10 protein-coding genes are annotated in these 17,315 nt (G+C 48.4%); 5 read left to right on the top strand and 5 right to left on the bottom strand.

Translation table 11 applies throughout. The features are described 5' to 3' along the window. The coding region (locus O3C43_20410; protein MDA1068855.1) for a hypothetical protein at nt 1-1,146 on the top strand (1,146 nt) is incomplete at its 5' end. A gap of 46 nt (nt 1,147-1,192) precedes the next feature. Here O3C43_20410 and O3C43_20405 read toward each other — a convergent pair. From O3C43_20405 to O3C43_20395, 3 genes are all read right to left on the bottom strand, one after another. Further along, complete coding sequence (locus tag O3C43_20405; protein ID MDA1068854.1) at nt 1,193-2,449, bottom strand: sulfatase-like hydrolase/transferase; 1,257 nt, start codon at nt 2,447-2,449, stop codon at nt 1,193-1,195. 223 nt (nt 2,450-2,672) lie between these two features. Further along, nucleotides 2,673-4,292 carry an arylsulfatase gene (locus O3C43_20400; GenBank protein MDA1068853.1) on the bottom strand — a complete coding sequence of 540 codons (1,620 nt, stop codon included), beginning with the start codon at nt 4,290-4,292 and terminating at the stop codon, nt 2,673-2,675. Nucleotides 4,293-4,429: 137 nt separating this feature from the next. After that, nucleotides 4,430-5,872 (bottom strand): arylsulfatase, encoded by a 1,443-nt coding sequence (locus tag O3C43_20395; GenBank protein MDA1068852.1) that lies wholly within the window; start codon nt 5,870-5,872, stop codon nt 4,430-4,432. Between the two features lie 199 nt (nt 5,873-6,071). On the opposite strand from O3C43_20395, the gene O3C43_20390 reads away from it, so the two are divergent. Beyond that, the gene (locus O3C43_20390) at nt 6,072-8,579 is read left to right on the top strand and encodes a c-type cytochrome (GenBank protein ID MDA1068851.1); all 2,508 of its coding nucleotides are present in this window, start codon (nt 6,072-6,074) and stop codon (nt 8,577-8,579) included. 53 nt (nt 8,580-8,632) lie between these two features. Beyond that, nucleotides 8,633-10,066, top strand: coding sequence for a PQQ-binding-like beta-propeller repeat protein (locus O3C43_20385; GenBank protein MDA1068850.1), 1,434 nt, complete (start codon nt 8,633-8,635; stop codon nt 10,064-10,066). Between the two features lie 230 nt (nt 10,067-10,296). Here the strand turns inward: O3C43_20385 and O3C43_20380 are convergent, their stop codons facing one another. Next, the gene (locus tag O3C43_20380) at nt 10,297-11,790 is read right to left on the bottom strand and encodes a sulfatase-like hydrolase/transferase (protein MDA1068849.1); all 1,494 of its coding nucleotides are present in this window, start codon (nt 11,788-11,790) and stop codon (nt 10,297-10,299) included. A gap of 180 nt (nt 11,791-11,970) precedes the next feature. On the opposite strand from O3C43_20380, the gene O3C43_20375 reads away from it, so the two are divergent. Continuing rightward, nucleotides 11,971-12,687, top strand: a complete 717-nt coding sequence (locus tag O3C43_20375) for a hypothetical protein (protein MDA1068848.1) — start codon at nt 11,971-11,973, stop codon at nt 12,685-12,687. 166 nt (nt 12,688-12,853) lie between these two features. Here the strand turns inward: O3C43_20375 and O3C43_20370 are convergent, their stop codons facing one another. After that, nucleotides 12,854-14,239 carry a sulfatase-like hydrolase/transferase gene (locus O3C43_20370; GenBank protein ID MDA1068847.1) on the bottom strand — a complete coding sequence of 462 codons (1,386 nt, stop codon included), beginning with the start codon at nt 14,237-14,239 and terminating at the stop codon, nt 12,854-12,856. Between the two features lie 237 nt (nt 14,240-14,476). Between O3C43_20370 and O3C43_20365 the strand changes: the two genes are divergently transcribed. Then, nucleotides 14,477-17,176, top strand: a complete 2,700-nt coding sequence (locus O3C43_20365) for a cytochrome c (protein ID MDA1068846.1) — start codon at nt 14,477-14,479, stop codon at nt 17,174-17,176. Nucleotides 17,177-17,315 lie beyond the last annotated feature (139 nt).

Below are 17,315 nucleotides of genomic sequence, written 5' to 3'. Positions count from 1 at the left end.
GATGCGACAGGATCGACAAATCCTGTCGAAATTCTTATGGATACTGAAAAGTCGGTTACGGCTGTATTCGTTGAATTGGTCATTCCCAAATTTACCTTAAGTAAATTGGTCAGTCCGGAAAGTTCAGGAACCATAACCGATAGTGGCGAAGGTTCTTACGACGTAGATGAGACGGCAACCGTCACTGCAATGGCAGGACCAGGTTTCGCATTCGATCGCTGGGAAGGGAATGCGTCGGGCACTGAAAATCCGATCGAAATCCTTATGGATTCAAACAAGGAAGTCACAGCGATTTTCCGTGAAGTATTTAACCTAACCACCGCAGCAAGTCTTGAAAGTTCTGGAACGGTTAAGGATAGTGGAAATGGTGCCTATTTGAAAGATAGCATTGCAACTGTGGAAGCGATTGCGGAAGGAGGGTTCGGCTTTGATCATTGGGAAGGTAGTGCTTCCGGATCGGATAATCCCATCGAAATCCTTATGGATGGAAATAAATCTATTACGGCAATTTTTCATGAGATAACGAGCTTAACTACAATAGTCAGTCCGGAAAACTCGGGTACCATCAATGAAAGCGGAGATGGTTCCTATGTTAAAGATAGCACCGCAACTATTGAAGCCATACCTGCGCTTGGATACCTTTTTGTAAGCTGGAGCACAGATGCTAGTGGGGATGAAAACCCCTTGGATCTGGTTATGAATGACAATAAAGCTGTGACGGCACATTTCGTGCAGGACTTAAGTGATCAAGACAACGATGGCTTGAGTGCTTATGAGGAACTCGCTATCCACGGGACCAATCCGGAAAAGAAAGATACAGACGGTGATAAAATTAATGATGGCGATGAAGTTGGCACCATCTTTAACCCCGCGATTGACGATACTCCCACCCTTCAACTCTTAGCTTCCAATCCCGGACTTTATTTAAGCCTGGTGTTATCATCCGCCGCGGTGATTCCTGAAATTGTTATTGAGAAAAACGAATCCGGTGACTTCGAAATAATCATACAAATTGAAAAAACGGATGATCTTACTAACTGGGTCGCCATGGATCTTACAAACGCAGTGATCGAGGGTAATAAAATCACCGTTGTCGTGCCTGGATCAGGGTCGTTAGAATTCCTTCGATCTCGAAGTTCAAAATAGACCGATCACTCTGTTTTGAATAATTTGCCGTTTCAATCAACCTGGTTCAAGGCCCAAGTGGCTCGACCGGCAATGCATGTTGCCATCCTGAATACAGGTTGATAAGCTCCTGGGCCTTTTCGGGATACTCGTTAACAAGGTTACGGCTCTCAGATTTGTCTAAATCCAGGTTGGCTAAAAAATAGCGATCTTTGACCGGATCGAGTGCAGGGTAATCTTTCGTGTCATCTCTAGGATTGAATAATAGTTTCCAAGCTCCGTTACGAACGGCCCAACGACCGTCTCTCATAAGCCAATACATGGTATCCCGTATGGGTTCGTCTGTGTGAATGATCTGACGGAGACTCGTACCTTCGACTCCTGCTGGGAGTTTGGATAGACCACAGTAATCGGCAATCGTGGGTAAGATATCCATACTCATGGCAGAACTATCAACTACTTTTCCTTTTGGAACTCCAGGACCCATTATGATGGCCGGGACACGAAGTCCCCCTTCAAAAAAACCGAACTTCGAACCTCGATAGGGTCCCGCAAATCCCCCACCCCACATCGTTCTTTCTTCAACTGAATGACCATGATCAGACAGGAAAACAATTAAGGTATTTTCCAATTCTCCGGCTTCCTCAAGGACGGCTATCAGCTTGCCCACTTTCTCATCTACTGTGGATACACAAGCGGCGTAATTTTTTCGAGGAGACGGCAAATCCGCATAATAATCCAACCACTTCACATCCGGTTGCAGCGGGTAATGAGGCAGGTTGATCGCAAAATAGATAAAGAAGGGATCCTGCTTGTTTTCATTAATAAACCGGCCGGCTTTCTCGACCAGACTATCTTGAAAGAAATAGCCATCCTCATAAACTTCTTTTCCATTTTCCCAAAGATCGTGGTAGTTCGGACCGCTCCAATAAAAGAAGTGAGAGTAGTTATCGATACAACCTTCCATATGACCGAAGGTGTAATCAAAGCCCTGATTCTCGGGACGCCTGCCCTGGTCTTTTCCTAAATGCCACTTCCCGATATGAGCCGTGGCATAACCTTCCGGTTTTAACATTTCAGCCATGGTAACCTGCCCTGTATCCAACCCATCGGTCTTTCCCGAGTTGCCGGTTAAGCCAGCTCCCGGAGGAGATTTACCTGTTAACAACGTTGCGCGAGAAGGCGAACAAACCGAAGAGCCTACATAGAACTGACTGAAGCGAACACCATTCTCAGCCATACGGTCAAAGTTGGGTGTATAGAGATCCTTCGCCCCATAACAATTGAGATCCAAGGTCCCCTGGTCATCAGTCATGATTACCACGACATTGGGTGGTTGGCCGTGCGAACACAGTGTCGATATTAGAACCAAGATCCATCCACAAATCCCCAATCGGGCAATCATCCTCTTACTCGTCCTCCTACTTTCTACCATCCTCTTAATCGTCCTCCAACTTTCTACTGTCATATTAATCGTCCTCTTTGTCTCATATCTTTCGCGGCTAAAGCAGCTTACAATTTCCACAGTGTCACCACCGTGGCTACAATCAATCTAGTTTCGGCAAATACCTCACCCCGTAATCCTTTGGTAACAGCGTCACGTTGTTTTCCTCAGCCCAGTCGTCCCACTTAGCACTTAAGCGCGTAACAACGTCATGATACTTTTTCGACACGTCAATTTCCTCTGTTCGAACTGAGGTCATATCATACAATTCCCAAGATTTATACTTGTGTGCCACCAACTTCCAGTTTCCTTCGCGAACCGCTCGATTGCTTTCATGTTCAAAATACAAAGTCCGCAGCTCCTCCTCTTCACCCAGAACCTGTGCAACCAAATCTGTTCCGGGCAGCGGTAGATTTCCGTTATAGCCTACGCCACTTGCAGTTACTATCGTTGGCATAAGATCAATGATGTGAGCAGGTCGATGATATAATTGTCCGGCTTGGGCACCCAAATAGCCAGACCAGTGAATGATCCCGGGTGAATTGATTCCACCTTCATGGTTATAGTGTTTGTACATGCGCCAAGGCGTGTTGGAGAGATTGGCCCAGCCGGATCCGACACTGTGAAACGTTTCAGGCCCTCCCATTTGGTTCAGATCATTTCCCTTATGCAGGATGTTGTTATTGCTCGATTGAGTATCGAATCCACGCCAATCCCATTCCGCACAAGCACCATTATCTGAAAGGAAAATGATCAGAGTATTCTCAAACTCTCCGTTCGCTTTGAGATCATCCACCACTCGACCGATTTGTTGATCCATGCGATCCACCATAGCGGCAAAGATCGCCATCCGTCTTGCAAGGTCTGCTCGACGATCAGGGTCCTTGATATCGTCCCAGGCAGGATTCACTCCCGTTTCTGTTTCACCGTAATTCCAATAAGGAGACCTTGGCGTTAACCCGGTCGAAGCATCCACAATACCTAGAGCCTTCATCCGCTCCAACCTCTCCGCTCGCAACTGATCCCAACCGTCCAGATAACGATCGGCATACTTTTCTATCTCCGCCTTTGGCGCCTGAAGCGGAAAATGCGGGGCCGAATGCGCCAAATACAAAAACCAGGGACGACCAGGTGTTTCCCGGGCCAGATTCAGGAAATCAAGCGCATGATCCGTGATCGCATCCGTCGCATAGAACTCGCCTTCTTCGTAACGCCTTGCCTTTCGTCCTTCCGGTTTACGGATTAAGTGATCCTGATCGAAGAACTGTTTCGAACTTGTCAAGGTCCCGTAAAACTCCTCAAAGCCGTGCTTCGTAGGATCGTCCGTACCCAAATGCCACTTACCGGCAATAAAGGAACGATAACCAGCGGGCTTCAAAACCTGAGCAATCGTTTGGGCGTCGCCAGAAACACGGCCTCGATATCCGGGTCGGTTCAAATCGATGGTCATATGTCCCAGATCCACCGCATGAGGGTACTGCCCTGTGAGGATGCTGGCACGGGACGGACAGCAACGACCCGTGTTATAAAACTGAGTCAGGCGGACACCATCAGCAGCAAGCTGATCGAGATTGGGAGTATTGATCTCCCCGCCGTAGCAACCCAGGTCACTGTAGCCAAGGTCGTCCGCAACGATGAGAAGGATGTTGGGAGGGGAAGCAGCAAAGAGCGGAGAACAGTGAGTAATGAGTAGGCCAACTAAAAGTATACCGTAGATTCTCATGCCATTAACGCAATTTTGTCCAAATAAGATCATCTTTATCTTTCTCGCAGATAGGAGCTTGCTTGCTTGCTTGCGATTCGACTCCCTAAGACCATCAGGTCGCGAGCAAGCTAGCTCCTACAATTTTCAAATCTCCATTAATATTTCCTCGTATGAGTTTCCTTCAACATACTATCGAGTTCGGCGGCTAATCGCTTCACTACATCCGGATGTTTACTCCAAAGGTTGGTGGTCTCGCCAGAGTCTTTTTCCATGTCATATAATTGGGCTGTTGGATCGCCAGGCTTTCGTTCGACAGCTTTATAATCCTTGTCGAAGCCTTCGGAGAATCCACCGGACCCGAGACCGTTAATGTATTTCCATTTTCCAGAGCGCAGGGAGTAATGCCCACGAGCAGAAACAAGCACCAACGGAGCGCGCGCCTCGGTATTGGGTTTATCCTTACCTTCTAAAGCGGGCAAAAACGAAAAGCTGTCAGGCCCTTGTCCTTTCGGCAACTTACTTCCAACCACGTCAGCAAAGGTAGCCAGCACATCGGTAAAACAGATGGTCTGATGGGAAACCGAACTCTGCTTAACCTTTCCCGGCCAACGAACGATAAAAGGCATTCTGTGTCCGCCTTCATAGGCGTCCCCTTTCATTCCTCGCATCTTGCCCGTGGAAGCATGATCGTAACGCTCCGTATCTTTGGCATACCACACCGGACCATTGTCCGAACTGAAAATCACCAGCGTATCTTCCACCATGCCTGAATCCTCAAGAGCGGTCAGCACACGACCGATCATGTAATCGACCATGGCGGTAAAGTCGCCATACATGTTGTTGCTGATACCATCGAAAGCGGGAGATGGCAGCCAGGGGGTATGCGGCGCAGGGTAAGCTAAATAAAGGAACAACGGTTTATCGCTTTCCGATCGGGCGTGATCCCGAATAACACCAACCGCTTCATCGGTGAAACGTGGCAACACATCCTCCAGTTGAAGGTTCGGAGCAATACCACCTTCACGCCAAAAGGCACCCTGAATATTTGTCCAAACTCCACCACTGTAATTATTTTCAATTCGATCAACGGGCGGCACCAACGCCCGATCACCATCGATGTAAAAGTAAGGAGGAATATCGGTTGAAGCACGAATGCCGAAATAAGAATCGAATCCCACATCGACCGGACCACCAGGCAGGGGATTCTCATAACCATTTTCTTCAAATCCAAGATGCCACTTACCGACCATCGCGGTATGATAGCCTTCTCCCTTCAAAAGAGAAGCCAAGGTCATTCGGTCCTGCTCGATCAAGGCGTGCTTCGGCCATTTTGAGTAGTCGATACGAAACGGCAATTGTCCTGTTATCAAACCGTAGCGAGACGGATGGCAAAGGGAGCCGGCCGAATGAGCGTCTGAAAACCGCATGCCTCTAGCCGCCAATTTATCGAGATGAGGCGTCGGAATTTTGGAGTCTGGATTATAGCTCTTCAGGTCTCCATAGCCTAAATCATCGACCAGAATAATCAGGATGTTCGGGTCCCTGGCATTCACCAGGGAACCAATTAACAATAAACAAAGGGCAAGGGTTCTAAACATAAGACGTTTTTGTTCGAAGATCGAATTCCAAAGAATTCTTGAGAAGACGCTTTTTTACATCCAAAAGAAACAACACACTTCGGCAAAGACTAAATGCTAAAATTTGCATTGGCTAAGAAATCCTTTACCAAGCAACCGAAAGCAGTAATCTGGCCGTCCTATAAGCTGAAACCCTAAACAGCCCGTATTTACCCTAAGCATGCGATTTTACCCTACAAGAGTTCATAAATTTACCCTGCTGGTTTTGTTAGCGACCTCCTTCCTTTGCGCGGCAGCTTCCGACCGCTCTTATGAAGTTCAGAATGAACTGCCGGCCCACATTCAACCATCCCTGTCTCCTCCTCTCAGTCCCGAAGAGGCTTTAAAAAGCTTTCAATTGGAAGCGGGCTTTGAAATCGAATTGGTCGCAGCCGAACCTTTAGTTGAAGACCCTATTCTCATGGAGTGGGATCTGTTCGGACGGCTTTGGGTCTGTGAGATGCGTGGATTCATGTTGGATGTGAACGCCACAGGAGAGCTAGACGAAGTGGGCCGAATTGCCGTATTGGAAGACAGCAATCAGGATGGAAGTTTGGACAAGGTTACCCACTTTACCGAAGGGCTTGTCCTGCCCAGGGCCATGCGCGTTTTCCAGGAAGGCGTGCTTGTTGGCGAACACGATAAGCTCTGGTTCTACCCGGACGCTGACAACGATCTGGTTCCTGAAGACAAGGTTCTTGTCGATGCCGAGTATGCAACAACCGGCAGTGTTGAACACCGGGCAAATGGATTGCTCATCGGACTTGATAACTGGATTTATAATTCCAATTCCGAGAAACGCTATAAGCGGGTCGATGGTGAATGGATCATTGAAGCCACCGAAAAACGCGGCCAATGGGGAATCACTCAAGATGACTACGGTCGGATGTATTATAATTTTCACTGGTCGCAATTGCATGCCGATACAGCTCCTCCCAGCGCAACCCTTCAGAACCCCAACTTCACCCCAAAGCTTTCCTCTGGCCTAACCGTTACCACCGATCAGCGGGTTTTCCCCACACGAATGAATACCAGTGTGAATCGAGGGTATCGTGATGGAATTCTGGACAACGAAGGGAAACTCGTGCGGTTTGCTTCAGCATGCTCGCCCTGGGTTTACCGAGGCGGAACGTTTCCATCCACTTATAATGGGAATGTATTCGTGTGTGGTCCGGGTGCCAATATCGTTAAGCGAACCCTCATCACAGATCATGGCCTTAGGGTGAGCGCCATAAACGCCTATCCGGATAGAGAATTCCTGGCTTCCACAGACGAACGGTTTCGCCCGGTATCATTTGCGGGAGGTCCGGATGGATCACTGCATATTGTCGACATGTATCGGGGTGTCATTCAGCAGGCGGACTTTATAACGACCTATCTACGAAAGGATGTAATCGCGAGAAAACTAGAACAACCTGTCCACTATGGCCGGATTTTCCGAATTTGTTCCACCGGCAGTTCACCGACGGATCCTATAAACTTTCAAAGCCTCTCCACTTTGGAGTGGGTGAATCTACTTACTCATTCAAACGCCTGGATGCGGGACCATGCACAGCAGTGGTTAGTTTGGAAAAAACCGGATGAGGCAATTGCACCACTGAATGATTTGGCGAATGGAAAAAATGTTTTAGCAGCTATCCACGCACTTTGGACTCTGAGTGGAATGAAGCAAGACACGTTTCGAACCTGCCTGAACTTGATCCCCAAATCACACAACCAATTATCAATTACTGCCCGCACGCTTGCCACCGCTCAGGCCAACAACAAGAAACGTACCGACGACTTGGTTACAACCCTGGAAAAGCAGTTTCCGGAAAACGAAGCGTTGTCCTTCCACACGCTATTGGCGCTCAGTAAGATCAAGAAAACAGAGGAGGCCAAACTCACCAAAGACATCGTGTCACTGCACATGGAAAGCCCTTACATCCGGGAAGCCCTGATAAGTGGCTTGAACGAAAAAGAGAACGATTTCCTCAACGCTTATCTGCACGACTCCACCTGGTTGACACCTTCACCGGGTAAACAAGTTTTACTGCAAGACCTGGCCGCAACAGTGGTGCGTTCAAAAGACTCCATTGGTAAGGCCCACCTTTTTCAGTTCGCCACAGGATCTGACTGGAAAGCACAGGCGATCAAAGAAGGTTTACTCGTTGCTCTTATCGAGAGAGACACGCCTCTGACCTTCCCAAAAAATCCCGGCCTAAAGGATTCCCGCTTTCTGCCCTACCTTCAATGGCCGGGACATAATCCGGCTTCTGCTTCAGAGGCCCGGGCATTATCATCGGCAGAGAAACAGCTTTTTGTAGTGGGTCAGGCCATTTACGGAAATCTATGTGCGGCTTGCCACGGATCGGACGGAAAAGGATTGATGTCCCTGGGTCCGCCCCTGGCTCGATCCAAATGGGTCACTGGCGACCCGGAAAGACTGGCAAAGATACTGTTAAACGGCCTCGAAGGAGAGATTGAGGTAAACGGAAAAATCTACGCTCCACCTGAGATTCTACCCGCCATGCCGCCCATCGGCATGATGTCCGACACGGAAATCGCTGCCACGATCACATATATCCGCAGATCCTGGGGACACACCGCAGATCCTGTCACAAGAGGAGACATCACCCGAGTGCGCGACACGACCATGGCACAAATGGGTGCCTGGAAGGTCGAACAATTGTTGTCTGTCTCAGAATAATCATTTTAAGTGACTATATATTAACCAAACCCTAATTACACACCATGCAATCAATGAAACACCCTTTAATGTTCTTAACCCTTCTTGGCTCATTCGGGCTGACGAACCTCCAAGCAGATATACCGGTTTGGCGCGGCAACCACAATGGCACTTTTGAGGTGACCTCCGCTCCCATAGATTGGAGCAAGGAGCAGGTATGGGAGATACCCCTGGATACCAAGAGCAATGGGACTCCAATTTTGGTGGGAAACCGACTCATTTTCACCGCCGAGCCAGACAAGCTCATTTGTGCAGACAGCCAATCGGGGCAAATCTTGTGGCAGCAGTCGAACGATCTATTTACTCTCCACAACATCGATTCCGCAAAAAAAGCCCAAATCGAGACACATACCGCTATGATCGAGGAGCGCAACCTGCAGATAGGAAAATTGAAGAACGAAGTCCGCAGACTGGAGGCAAATCTTAAGAAAGATCCGGATAACAAGCAGGTCGCAGAAGCCATGGCTATCAAGGAAGGTGAAATGGAAGGCTACCAGGAGGAGATCAATGTAATGCGAAACCTCCCTTTTTATAAGGACTTCGATATGCCACCCGCACACCAGACAAATGGATACACTTCCTACAGTCCTCACTTCGATGGGAAACGTATCTACGCACAATTTGGCTTTGGCGTAGTAGCGGCCTACGACCTGGACGGAAAGCGGCTTTGGACCTCTTTCCTGGAAAATCCCGACCACAACTGGGGAGGCGCAACCATGCCGCAGATCATTGATGGAAAACTAATCATCCGCTTCGATGACTACCATGCGCTGGATCCCAGCAATGGCAAAAAGCTCTGGAGCACGGAATCGGAAGTGGTATTTGGAACTCCGGTACCTTTTACAGTTGAAGGAAAACATTTCGCATTTACTCCCCGTGGTGAAGTCATCCGCATCAGTGATGGTAAAGTACTCCAAAAAGGTTTGGTTAAAATCAACACGGACCGCGCCTGGGCTATTTTCAACACACCTGCGTTGGTGGACAATATCATCTATGCAGCCAACGGTGTTGGAAAAGAAGAAGGTCATGCCTATGCCTACCGCATACCTTCTACCGTAGCTTCGCTAAATAAAAAAGGCCTGGAGCTGGTTTGGCATACGGAGGTCTCCAAAGACCGCTATTATAGCTCGCCACTCATTCACGATGGGCTCGTCTACCTGGTCGGACAGGAAAGCGTCATCACCGCGCTGGAAGCGAAGACGGGAGATCTTGTTTACGAACAGAAGATCCAAGGCGTATCCGGAACGGCCTACCCTACGATGGTTTTGGCCGATAACAAAATCTACCAAGGCACAGAGGACGGGGACATGGTCATTTTCGAACCTGGAAGGACATTCAAAGAAATAACAAGAAACAAACTCGGACCCTATCGCTCCACACCGCTTTTCATAAACAAGGTGGCCTACTTACGCACCTATGAAAGATTGATTGCTGTCGGAAGCCTTTAAGTTTCCAGACATAAAGAAACGACAAGAAGGATCGATCTTCCGACTGGAACATTATCCAGGAAGTTCTAAAGCATTTTTATTAAAAATAGTCGCTGATTCAGGTAGGGAGGTTGGTGGTGTCGTCTCTTCGTTCCTCGAAACGCCGTAAACCGCCGATTCCAAGACGGCTCGCTCGGCGATCGAGCCCTACCAATTTCAAAAGAATTACGAGTACCAATGGTTAAAATAGGCTATAATCTTCTCGGAGGAGGCATTTTATCGACCAAGGCCGCATTTTTCTTCTTCAACTCCACAACCATGGATTCTCTCATTCTCGACAGAATTCGCTGGTGAGCGGGATCGAGGGCAAGATTGGTTAACTCCCGCGGGTCAGACTCAATGTTGTAGAGTTCTTCAATTTCGTCCTCAACGAGAGTGCGGATATATTTATAATTTCCGTGCCGAAGAAAAATCCACCAATCAACATTCTGGTTGGGCAACCCTTTGTCAGTGTCCACAATAGTAACTCCACCCGCTGTATCAGGACCAAAACTCCGGCTAAAATTTTCCTGAAGAATCGGTCGGTCCCAATCCATCTTGGGATTCTCTAACAATGGACGAAGATTGTCACCATGCATCTCCCAGGGAAGATCGATTCCGGCATAGCTAAAGAAAGTCGGAATCAAATCGATTACGTTGACTGGCGCATCAATCGCACTACCGGAAGACATGCCATCGGGAAGACGAATAATGTAAGGAACGCGGATATTGTCGTCGTAAGGCGCTACTTTGATTTCCATGCCGTGGTGTCCCATCGCAATACCTTGATCAGAGGTAAAAACCACAATCGTGTTATCAAGCTGCCCGGTTTCTTCCAACGATTTCATCAAATCCCTCACTCCTTCATCCAAGGACAATACCCCGCTGTGGTATTTTTTAACCAGCCCCGGGAGCGGTAATTTTAAGCGTTCATCGACAGGTGTTCCATCGGGGCCAGGATAGAACATGGCGTAATCTTGCATGTAACGCGGCTTGGTCGGGCGCGGCGGATAAATATCCTCCGGAACGGGAATCGGACCTGCATCAGCCAGAACACCCTCGTGTCGATCCGCTGGGGTAAAAGGCGCATGCACCGCATCGTAGCATAACCAGAGCATCCAGGGTTTCTCATGGTCGCGTTTAATGAATTCGGTCGCGTACTTCGTATAGTTGTCGGTTGAGTGTCCTCCCACCGGAGTAAAGTCACCTCCATCAAAACGGAGCTTTTGATCGCGATAATAATTGCCAGACTTTTCACCGCCTAAACGTTCCCAAACAATAGAGTGGTCCCACACTTCGCCATGTCGGTAGTCCGAAGCCAAATGCCATTTTCCAATTATGCCGGTGGTGTACCCATTTTCCCGAAACACCTGAGGCCACATACGGAAGGTTTCCTTATTCTGACGAATGACGGGGTAATCCGAAAAATCCAGTCCCTCAATGCCATGAAGGTGGCGACCGGTTAAGGTCATGGCTCGACTGGGTGCGCACCACGGACCGGCGAAAGCATGCTTGAAGCGTATCCCTTCATTTGCCAGCCGATCAATATGGGGAGTCTTTGCCCAAGGCTGGGCATCCTCATAGGCAGATACGGTCCGGTGCGATTGGTCGTCCGTAAATATAAAGAGTATGTTCGGTTGCTTACTTGCAGCCGAAACAATGGGAAGAAATAAGAGCCAAACCAGTATTAATAGAACGTGTTTCATAGGTTAAAGTTCGAGTACTATTCCAGAGCGAGACTTTCGATTCAATGATAGAGATTTCAAGTTTCGTTTCCAGCAATCTGGGTAAAAATACTAAATACTTCGTTTTGACTTCACGATGGAAGGGCAGCAGCTTTGGGTCTAACTTTCCAGCCAATCATCTTGTTCAATAAAGCTTATCTTATGAAGATTTCCCAACTAGCCCTTTTCACGCTCACCTGGTGCTTACTAGGCGCAATTCACACTCATGCCGAGCTGATCTTTAACGACACCTTTGACCGGAAAGATGGATCGAAGACTTCAGACGACATCGGCAACGGTTGGAGTACCAACAGCGCTTGGCGAGCCGATGGAGAAAAACAGGCCTTTCTGGAAAATGGCGTATTGTCCATTCGAAGACTGGAAAATGCCAACCATGCTGTTTCAGTTAAACACGACTTTCCTCTCGGCGATTGCTCCGTGTCTATGAAGTTTAAAATAGGTCAAGGCGATCAATTAGGCGTGAATTTTAATGACCCCGAATTGAAGACCTCCCACGCTGGTCACGTTTGCAGTGTTCGTGTAACCACATCAAAATTGTCGATCGCTGATCAGATGAATGGATCCATGAACCTGGTACTGCGCGAACGTAAACAAGCAGGTGACACGAGCACGGACCTCAAAGAGGCGATTGCGAAAACCGAGAAGAGCTCAGACATCAGTCTGAAGCCCGATAGCTGGCACGAACTCAATTTCGACATTCGGGGAGACCTTACCAAGATCTACATTAACGATAAGCTTCTCTTAGAATTTCGATCCTCAGGATTCGCCCACCCCACAAAAGCCAACATTGCGTTAAGTGTCCCCAAGAACGTAGTCGTTGACGATTTTAAGGTTTGGAATAAAGCCGGAAGAAAATAAAAGGATACGCTACAAAAGCGGTGTAGTTTCGAAAAACGTCAGATCCTATATTTGCGCTAATATTTGGTAGGGCGGCTTGGCCCTAAACCGCCGATTTTAAAACGGCTCGCTCGGCGATCGAGCCCTACCTAAATTTATCATTCCATCTTTTTGACACTTTTAAAACCTAGAGCTTTCCCAGTATTTCAAGTGCTTCAGAATCCCCCGTCTCATCGGAGTAAGTTCGCAGCAATTTACGATGGGAGTTCAAGACGGTTTTATAGCTGGGGTCTCTGGCCAGGTTTCGCATTTCGAGCGGATCATTTTCCATGTCCACGAGCGATTCACGGTGATTCCCGATATCATAGACCGAGTATTTAAATTGTTCCGTTCGAACCATACGGCCGCGACACAGGGGGATTTCTGTTTGGCCAGGAGGGATGGCACCTTGAACCATGTGATTGGAAATAACAATGTAGTCACGCCAGCTATCCAAGCTTGGGTCTTCCAATACAGGCTTTACCGACAAACCCATGAAATAAGAAGGAATGTTTAATCCAGCAAAATCCAGCATCGTTGGGAAGGTATCGATTCCCACATTCACCAGTTTATTGGTGGTCCCGGACGAAACTGTTCCGGGCATAGAGACGATAAATGGAATGCGAGCCGCTTCATCGTAAAAGACCGTTTTCTGGGCGAACTGGTGAGCACCCGTGCAGTCACCGTGATCGGCTGTAAAAATGACCAGCGTGTTTTCTGCCAGTCCAGCTTTGTTCAATGCGGACAGCACTTTACCAATCTCCCGATCCGACCGTTCAATTAACTGATAATAACCCCAGCGCATCTGCCGCCATTTTTCGGGGGTAAAATCTTTTATCGGAGTCATTTCCGTAACTTCATAACTGCTACGCATCATTGCCATGCTATCGGTTTCATCTACGGGTGGCGCCAGATTGACCGGAGCAGGCGGGCAATCCGCAGGGTTGGGGAATTCACCAATAGGTCCACCGGGAATCTTCTGCCCACGCACCATTTCGCAGATGTCATGGGGACCGGTAAAGGAAGCCACTAAAAAAAACGGTTTATCCCGTTTCTGGTTCAGGAAATTGGTGACCGGTTCCGGTAGAAGGTGATCGGCGCCATTGTTTTTCAGGACGCCCATTTGATCAAAGCCATGACGCTCTTTGTCGTCGGTGTTAACATTGATATGCCACTTCCCAAAATACCCCGTATCATAATCGGCATCCTTAAAATGCCTGCCCATCATCTCCATGTGCCCGGGCAACGGATCCTTCATATTCGATTGCAGGCCCGTTTGAAACGGGAAATAACCCGTAAAAATCGAATTGCGTGCCGGAATGCATAACGGATTTGGCACATAGGCTCGATCAAAGCGAACTCCACTTTCGGCCAGCGCATCCAAATGCGGCGTTTTAACATATTCATTTCCCATCACACCGCTCATCGCATCGGCAAAATGCTGATCGGTCATGATGAACAGAATGTTGGGACGATCAGCCGCTGAAGCCAAAACGGCGAACAGGACCAGGAAATTAATGAACAGGGTTTTCATAAGAAGTTTAAACTGCGGTTACAACAGCCTGATCAAGCCACTTTTCCAATCTCAAAAATGGCCTGACAAACGAACATCACGATACCCATGGCAAGGATGTAAGTCGCCGTTCTTTATTACTACCAAACCAACACCATTCAATCTAAATATCCATGTGCAATTTCCCTTAACAGCATACCACCATGCTAATAGGAAAACCTTGCAGGATTTTTCGGTGGCCCGTAGTGTTTATTGAAAATGCACCCAAAAGACTATCTAGCTCCCCTGCTTGTCATTCTTGGTTTAACCACCACTCATCCAAGCGTCGCCCAGTCTGATAAAGCAGACCTGACCGCTCCTTCACCTTGGGCCGACTGGGTGGAACCCGACTTCCCGTTTTTCTCATCTGTTCTTGAAGTCTCTCAATCGGGTAACGCTTTCCCTACCGTCAATCGTACCCCTCGCGGATTGATCCTGAATCTTGGCAACGATCACTGGGCTTGTTTTGATACGGACCTATTGCGCATTGCCGCCATCTGGCGAGGCAAAGGCGTAAGTGCTGAAGCACTCGCCCCAAAGTCGTATCACCCGTCCGGCACAAAAACACCCGGTGGTCAAATTCCGTTACCCAAGCCCGATGGCAATGTATGGATTGCAAATGGTATTTACCCCGGTTGGCAAATCGGAGAGCAGCTTCACCTTGAAGACCCGCGCGCTCCAGCGCCCAGTTCTGAAGAGGTTGGACGTGGTCCCTTGACCGAAGAAAAGGGGCGATTCAAAACGCTTCGGCTAACCGAGAAGGGAGTCGTTCTGGAATACACCGCAGGTGAAGCCACCGTTCAGGAATCGATACAGCTCATTGAAAACAACCACACATCGGCCGTCGTGAGGAACTTTGAAGTAAGCGCGTCGAGTCAACCATTGCTGCTGACCCTGGGTTACAAAACAAAGAGCGGAATTTCAGTGGGCATTTCAAACCACCAAGCTGCTCCAACCCTCAAAGAAAAGGCAGGGTTATGGTTGGTCCATGTTCCCTCACACAGTAACCCCATTCGCTTTTGTGTTTCGTTTACAGAAAACGGGACAGAACCCATCATCGCACCGCTTGTTATTTCAAAGGGAAAACCCAAAACACGATGGCCCCAGGAAGTAGCTACATCAGCAGAACTCTCTGCTGAGGATGAAGCATACGTGGTGGATAACATTCTTCTTCCGCTAAACAATCCCTGGAGAAGGAACGTCCGATTCGCGGATATCCAATTCCTGGCAGATGGCACTGGAGTGGTAGCTACCCTTGATGGCGACGTTTGGTTGGTTAACGGCCTAAGTGATTCGTTAACGAATGTTCGCTGGCAACGATTCACATCAGGGTTACATGAACCCATGACGGTTGCCATTCTTGACGAGCAGATTTTTGTTTTCGATCGCAACGGCATCTGGCGGCTTCTCGATACCGATGGAAATGGTGAGGCAGACGTGCACGAATTGTTTTCAAATGCATTTGGCCAAACTGCCGATATGCGGGAATTCCCGAGCACCATCCGACTCGCACCTGAAGGTGAGTTCATTATTGCAAAAGGAGGTCAGCAAAAAACCACCCTTGGAATTCACAATGGAAGTGTGCTCCGCGTCTCGGCCGATGGTCGCCGTTCTACTGTGCTGGGATATGGATTCCGCCAACCAAGCATCGGAGTAAATATCCGCACCGGTTTGGTCACATCAAGTGACCAGGAAGGACAATATATTCCAAGCACGCCACTGCACATCGTTAAGGATGCCCAATTCTATGGATTTCTTTCGGAGGGTTTACATGAAGAGGAAAAATACCCTGCGCCCATTGCTGAACCCATAACATGGATTCCGCACGCCGTGAATGCCTCGGCCATATCTCAAGTCTGGCTTTTTGATGCAAAGATGGGGGCGTTAAACGACGCCCTGGTCCACATAGGCTTCAATCGACCAGAGTTATTTAAAATACTCCTGAACAACCGCGGGAAAAAAAACCAAGCAGCGGTAGTCAGTATCACAACAGGTTTTCAATTTCCTTCAATGAACGGCTCCGTCAATCCGATCGACGGACAACTGTATGTTGCAGGCTTTCAGGTCAACGGTTGGGGTAATGCACTCAGCGAGCTGGCCGGCCTGGGACGAGTACGGTACACGGGTAAGCAAGTCACGTTGCCCGAGGAAGTGGCAGCGATGGATAAAGGCGTTTTGTTACGTTTCAATGTAGAACTGGATTCGAAAAAAGCAGTCGACCCCGAAAGCTACTCTTTGGCCAGTTGGCATTATATCCGCACTCACAATTATGGATCTGCACAGTATAATGAAAAAGGAGAACACGGCATCGATTGGCTCACACCTAGCAGCGCCTATCTTTCGCGTGACAGGAAGAGTGTTTTTATTGGCATTCCACATATGAAACCAGTCATGCAATTACGCATCGGCTGGTCACTCGAAACCAGGCAAGGCAAGGCATTTGAAAATAACGCTTACACAACACCGTACTCATTGCCCGGATTCGATCCAGCAAGCGAAGGGTTTGACAATATACAGATCGACCTGACCCCGCGTGTCGCAGCAGTCAGAGAAAGCGGTCCGGTAACGATCGAGGAAGGTCGTCGACTTCATCAAATGATGGGGTGTGCAGCCTGCCATTCTGCAACGGGTCCTGACATGGCAAAAGTGGGTCCGACCTGGAACGGACTTTTTGGCTCTGAACGCGCAGTTGTTATTAGTAAAAAGAGAACCACGGCGATAGCCGACGAAGCCTACATCCGGGAATCTCTTTTGGATCCTGCCGCCAAGATAGTGAAAGGATTTGAAAAAAGCGAATACGGCATGCCGAGTTACGCCGGTGTTCTAACCGACTCACAAATCGAATCGCTCATCCTCTTTATCAAATCCATTCGAGACCTGGATTCAGCTCCTCAATCAGGAACAACCGGACCTGGTTAACCATTCTTAAATAGCTGAGTAATCAACCATTACTAAAACAGCTAGTACCCTGTACCATCTATAAATTCGGATAAAGGCGAGTCAGTTTGATTCGGGCTTTTTCGTTGGTGAACTGCCAATTGATCGGTGCAGCGCGGTT

The organism is Verrucomicrobiota bacterium, from assembly GCA_027622555.1.
Lineage (GTDB): Bacteria > Verrucomicrobiota > Verrucomicrobiia > Opitutales > UBA2995 > UBA2995.
This window is presented reverse-complemented; position numbering and strand designations above follow the sequence as displayed.